The following is a 5122-nucleotide window of genomic DNA, read 5'->3' as shown; positions in this document are numbered from 1 at the left end:
ACGCGCCAGAGGCGCGCCCGCGGCCGCCAGCGGCGCCGGCCGTCCGCCGTCGCCGTACCGTGTGCCGCTTACTCTGCGGCGCCGTCCTCGATCATGGCAATGATGGCGCCGGCGGACACGGTCTCGCCGGCTGCCGCGGCGAGGCCGATGACGATCCCGGCGCGGTGTGCGGTGAGCGGCTGTTCCATCTTCATCGCCTCGAGCACGACGACGAGATCGCCCTCGGCGACCGTGTCACCCTCGGCGACGGCCACCTTCACGATGGTCCCCTGCATGGGGGAGGTCAGGGCGTTGCCGCTCGCGGCCGCGGGTGCGCCGCCACCGCGTGAGCGCTTCTTGGCCTTGGCCGGCTTGGCGCCTGCGGCGTTGCTGACGGAGCCCAGCGACGCCGGCAGCACGACTTCCAGGCGCTTGCCGCCGACCTCGACGACGACGCGCTGGCGGTCGCCGGCGTCGGCCGCTTCAGCCTCGGTGCCGGTCGGGGTCCAGGCCGGAATGTCATTGACGAAGGCCGTCTCGATCCAGCGGGTGTGGACCTTGAAGGGGCCTTCGGCCGGTGCGAAATCGGGATTGGAAACCACCGCGAGGTCGAACGGGATGACGGTGGGGATGCCCTCCACCACCATTTCCTCCAGTGCCCGCCGGGAGCGCTGCAGGGCCTGGGCGCGGGTGGCGCCGGTGACGATCAGCTTGGACAGCATGGAGTCGAAGTTGCCGCTGATGACATCGCCCTGCTCCACGCCGGAATCGACGCGGATACCGGGACCGGTGGGGTTTTTCAGTACCGTGATGGTGCCGGGGGCGGGCATGAAGTTCCGGCCCGGGTCCTCGCCGGTGATGCGGAATTCGATCGAGTGGCCGCGGACTTCCGGGTCGCCGTAGCCGAGTTCCTCGCCGCGGGCCAGCCGGAACTGTTCGCGGACGAGGTCGATCCCGGTGACTTCCTCGGAGACGCAGTGCTCCACCTGCAGGCGGGTGTTGACTTCGAGGAAGGAGATGGTGCCGTCCTGGCCGACGAGGAATTCGCAGGTGCCTGCGCCGAGGTAGCCGGCCTCCTTGAGGATGGCCTTGGAGGATTCGTAGAGCCGGCGGTTCTGTTCCTCGGTGAGGAACGGGGCCGGGGCTTCCTCGACGAGTTTCTGGTTCCGGCGCTGGAGCGAGCAGTCGCGGGTGGAGACCACCACGACGTTGCCGTGGGCGTCGGCCAGGCATTGGGTCTCGACGTGGCGCGGGGCGTCCAGGAAGCGCTCAATGAAGCACTCGCCGCGGCCGAAGGCGGCGGTGGCCTCGCGCACGGCGGATTCGAAGAGTTCGGGGATTTCTTCTCGGGTGCGGGCCACCTTGATGCCGCGTCCGCCGCCGCCGAAGGCCGCCTTGATGGCGACGGGCAGGCCGAACTTGTCCACGAAATCGAGGATTTCCTCGGCGGATTCGACCGGGTCGGCGGTGCCGGGGACCTGCGGGGCGCCGACCTTCTCGGCAATGTGGCGGGCCTGGACCTTGTCGCCCAGGGCAGAGATCGCTTCGGGGGAGGGGCCGATCCACGTAATGCCGGCATCGATCACCTTGGCGGCGAACTCGGCGTTCTCGGCCAGGAACCCGTACCCGGGGTGGATGGCGTCCGCGCCGGACTGGCGGGCGACGTCGATGATCTTGTCCATCACCAAGTAGGACTCCGCGGCGGTGTTGCCACCGAGCGCGTAGGCCTCGTCAGCGAGCCGGGCGTGCAGCGCGTCGCGATCGGGGTCCGCGTAGACAGCCACCGACGCGATGCCTTCATCGCGGGCGGCGCGGATGATGCGCACCGCAATTTCTCCGCGGTTGGCGATCAGCACCTTGGTCAGCCGGCGGATGCCCGCGGCTGTAGATGACTGTGTTGATCCCGGCACGGTGGGTGCGGACTGCTCCGAATTTGCTGACAAGGCGTCTCCTTCTTTCCTTCAGGGAGCCTAGCGCGGTTTTGAGGGTTCCGCCGATATTACTTGCGGATTCCGCGCGTATACGGCCCTTCCTTTGTAGGTTTGCCACAAAGGGCGGCGAATTGGCTCACTCCGCCACGCATTCCGTCGTTACTCGGCGCGGATGTCCGCCGGGTCCGCAGCCCCGCCGGTCCAGAGCTCGGTGATGCTCACATTTGCCTGGCCGAGCAGGGCGCGCAGGGTGGAGATGGAGAGCCCGACGACGGTGTGGGGATCGCCGTCGACCTTGCGGATGAACGCCCCGCCGTAGCCGTCGATCGTGAAGGAGCCGGCGCACTGGAGCGGCTCGCCGGTGGCGATGTAGGTTTCGATTTCCTCGGCGCTCATCTCCATGAAGTGCACCTCGGCCGAGGACACCGAGCCCAGGGTGGCGCCGGTGCCGCGCGCGGTGACGTCGCCGTCGTCGTCTTCTGAGTCTGTGTCTGTGTCGCGGCAGTCCACGAGCCAGTGGCCGGTGTGCAGGACGCCCATGCTGCCGCTCATGCGGAGCATACGCTCCCGGGCTACGTCGGCCGTGTAGGGCTTTCCGTGGGCCTCGCCGTCGAACTCGAAGACCGAGTCGCAGCCGATCACGATTGCGCCGTCCGCCTCGGGCAGCGAGGCGACGGCCTCTGCCTTGGCCCGGGCAAGCAACAGAGCCGTGTCATGCGGATCCGTCACGCCGTAGCGGGCCTGCACGGCGTCCTCGTCGACGTCCGAGACGAGGACCTCGTGGGCGATGCCGGCGTGGCTGAGCAGCTTGGTGCGGGCGGGGGACTGGGAGGCAAGAATGAGGCGGGTCACTGATCCAGCCTAATCCACCGCAGCACAGCAACACCGGGTCCCGGAAGGGCGCCTGGACGGGGCAGAAGACCCTGTTTGCGGCTACCTGACAGTGGTGGAGTTGAACCGGCATCCTAAAAAGAATCGAGCAGCTCATGTCTGGATGGCTCGTGGCAAGCGTTGGCATGGTTGGTGATGGAACATATTTTGGCTGGGACGGTTTCAGCATCCAATCCGGAAATCTGATCGTGATCGTCGTGATGATCATCTTGTTCATCCTGGCCCTGGTCCTGCCTTTTCCCGGAGGGAAGCGGCGGAAATGACTGCCCCTGCAACACCGGGACGCGGCGCGCAGGTCGATGAAACAGACGCCCGTACCTTGACCGGCAGGGCCCGCCGGTGGCTCCTGAGGAAGCTTCCGCCGGACAAACTTTTGCCCGAGGACCAGCCAAGCTTCGTGGCATCCTGGGCGTACGTATTCGGCATGGGGGCCATCGCGTCCCTGCTGTGGATCATCGTTTCCGGGATTGTGCTGGGACTGAACGGACCCCAGTGGTATCACGTGTCCTCGCTGGGGAGTTTCGTCAACAGCACGCATTTGTGGAGCGTGGAGTTCTTCTTCATCTTTATGGTGGTGCACCTGTGGCTGAAATTCTGGATGGCGGCCTGGCGCGGGGGCCGGGTTCTGACCTGGATCACCGGCGTGATCTCCTTCGTCGTTTCCATCGTGGCGGCCTTCACCGGGTATCTGCTCCAGACGAACTTCGACTCGCAGTGGATTGCCTTTGAAGCGAAGGATGCGCTGAACGCGGTCGGCGTAGGCGCTTGGTTCAATGTGGCCAACGTCGGTCAGCTCTTCACCTGGCACGTCACGCTGCTGCCCTTGGCCGTGGGCGCTGTGGTGGTCCTGCACGTCCTGCTGGTCCGGGTCCATGGCGTTGCACCTCCACTGGATGCCGCGGAGTCCGACGCCCAGCTGCTTCGCAACCGCCCGGAGGCCACCGAACCTCCGAAGGCCACCGAACCCAGGGGCACAGAATCCGGGGGTGCAGTGCAATGACCAGGAAAAACAGAAGTACCTCCTGGCGGAATGCGGACGACGTCGCCAGCCGGCCCTGGACGGGCAGCGTCCGCGAATATGACCTCATCAAAGAACTGATCATCGGCGTTGTGGTGGTCGGCGTGCTCGTGTTCGGTGTGTCCGCCATCTTCGGGTCCCCTGATGAGCCCAGCGTCAGCCTCAAGACGTGGGCCACGGCCGCCCCCGCGGATTTCGTTGGCACCGCCGCGAAAGAGCTTGCCGGCACCAGCGATACTGCCGGATACGGGCCGCCCTACAACTCGACCCCGGACGCGACGCAGAACATCGGCCCCGTGGACCTTCAAAGCCTTTCCGGCCTCCGCCTTCCGGTTGATACCGCCAATGACTTCGTGATCGCCCCGCTGGCGACGCTGCCGTCGCCGCCGGCAGAGCTGGCGAGCTGGACGGCCGCCACGGATCAGCAGCGCTCAGCCTGGGCAGCTGCCTATTCGGACGCCCTTGCCGCTGCGCCGGATAACGACCCGGCACAGGTGGGCGACGGCGACTATGGCCCGGTCCCTGCACTGACCGGAGCGTTGCTGGAGATGGCGCGCCAAGGCAGTTTGGACGGCGTGCTGCAGAACGGTGGAAACTTCTACAACATGGACTACACGCGCGGCCTCCTCTTTTTGGGCGACGGCGGCTACTTCCCGGATCTTGCGGCCAGCCAACACCTCTCCGGGGATCAGTGGGGCGTCATGAACGAAACCGGCGATACGCCTGGGCAGTCCTGGTTGTGGCTCTTCTCGCTCCTTTACCAAGTGGAACCGTTCAAGTCCGCGCCTAATGCCGATGCCCTCGTCGTCGTCACGATGTTCGTGCTGACGGCGTTGCTGGCCCTGCTGCCGTTCATCCCCGGACTACGGTCGCTGCCGCGGGTGATCCCCCTCCATCGCCTGATCTGGAAGGACTACTACCGCAACCGCTGAGTCCGCCAGTCATCCGTGACGCCTAGCTTCGGCTGAGGAGTACAGGCGCGTTATTGTCAGAGGTCCCTGAAACACTGGATTCATGGACGGCAATCAGGGGCCCGAAGTGGCTCCGGCGGGACACGGCGACGCCGGCTTCGGCCGCGCCGCGGGCGATGCCGCCGCCATTCCGGGCGCCGCAGAGGCGGCCTTGGCGGGCCGGCTGGCCGCTGTACCGCTGGGTTTAGGCTGTCCGCCCACGGACAGTGCCGGGATCATTGACCGGATCCGGGAACTGGAAGACAGGAAGTCCGCCGCGTCCGCGGAACAGGCCCGGCTCGCCGCGGCCTTCGACCTGCTCCAACGCCGCGAACAAGCCCGGCTCGGGGTCC

General features: G+C 66.6%; 5 protein-coding genes and 1 pseudogene. 4 read left to right on the top strand and 2 right to left on the bottom strand.

All coding sequences use genetic code 11. The features are described 5' to 3' along the window. Nucleotides 1-68: 68 nt before the first annotated feature. Nucleotides 69-1889, bottom strand: coding sequence for an acetyl/propionyl/methylcrotonyl-CoA carboxylase subunit alpha (locus tag Y706_RS0122515; protein WP_043437139.1), 1821 nt, complete (start codon nt 1887-1889; stop codon nt 69-71). Between the two features lie 180 nt (nt 1890-2069). Then, nucleotides 2070-2762 carry a Maf family protein gene (locus Y706_RS0122510; RefSeq protein ID WP_028278339.1) on the bottom strand — a complete coding sequence of 231 codons (693 nt, stop codon included), beginning with the start codon at nt 2760-2762 and terminating at the stop codon, nt 2070-2072. A 134-nt stretch (nt 2763-2896) separates the two neighbouring features. On the opposite strand from Y706_RS0122510, the gene Y706_RS29040 reads away from it, so the two are divergent. From Y706_RS29040 to Y706_RS29905, 4 genes and pseudogenes are all read left to right on the top strand, one after another. Then, nucleotides 2897-3064 carry a hypothetical protein gene (locus Y706_RS29040; RefSeq protein ID WP_156945231.1) on the top strand — a complete coding sequence of 56 codons (168 nt, stop codon included), beginning with the start codon at nt 2897-2899 and terminating at the stop codon, nt 3062-3064. Continuing rightward, nucleotides 3061-3801 carry a cytochrome b N-terminal domain-containing protein gene (locus Y706_RS27255; protein ID WP_084476333.1) on the top strand — a complete coding sequence of 247 codons (741 nt, stop codon included), beginning with the start codon at nt 3061-3063 and terminating at the stop codon, nt 3799-3801. Before Y706_RS29040 ends, Y706_RS27255 begins: the two co-directional genes overlap by 4 nt. Next, nucleotides 3798-4751: a hypothetical protein gene (locus Y706_RS27250; protein ID WP_043437116.1), complete on the top strand. Its 954-nt coding sequence runs from the start codon at nt 3798-3800 to the stop codon at nt 4749-4751. Before Y706_RS27255 ends, Y706_RS27250 begins: the two co-directional genes overlap by 4 nt. Nucleotides 4752-4833: 82 nt before the next feature. Beyond that, a pseudogene (locus tag Y706_RS29905) lies at nt 4834-5122 on the top strand (HNH endonuclease); the annotation flags it as partial.

The organism is Arthrobacter sp. I3 (assembly GCF_000520575.1).
Classification (GTDB): domain Bacteria; phylum Actinomycetota; class Actinomycetes; order Actinomycetales; family Micrococcaceae; genus Arthrobacter; species Arthrobacter humicola_A.
Note: the sequence above shows the minus strand (reverse complement) of the source record. Positions and strands in the feature narration are given on the sequence as shown.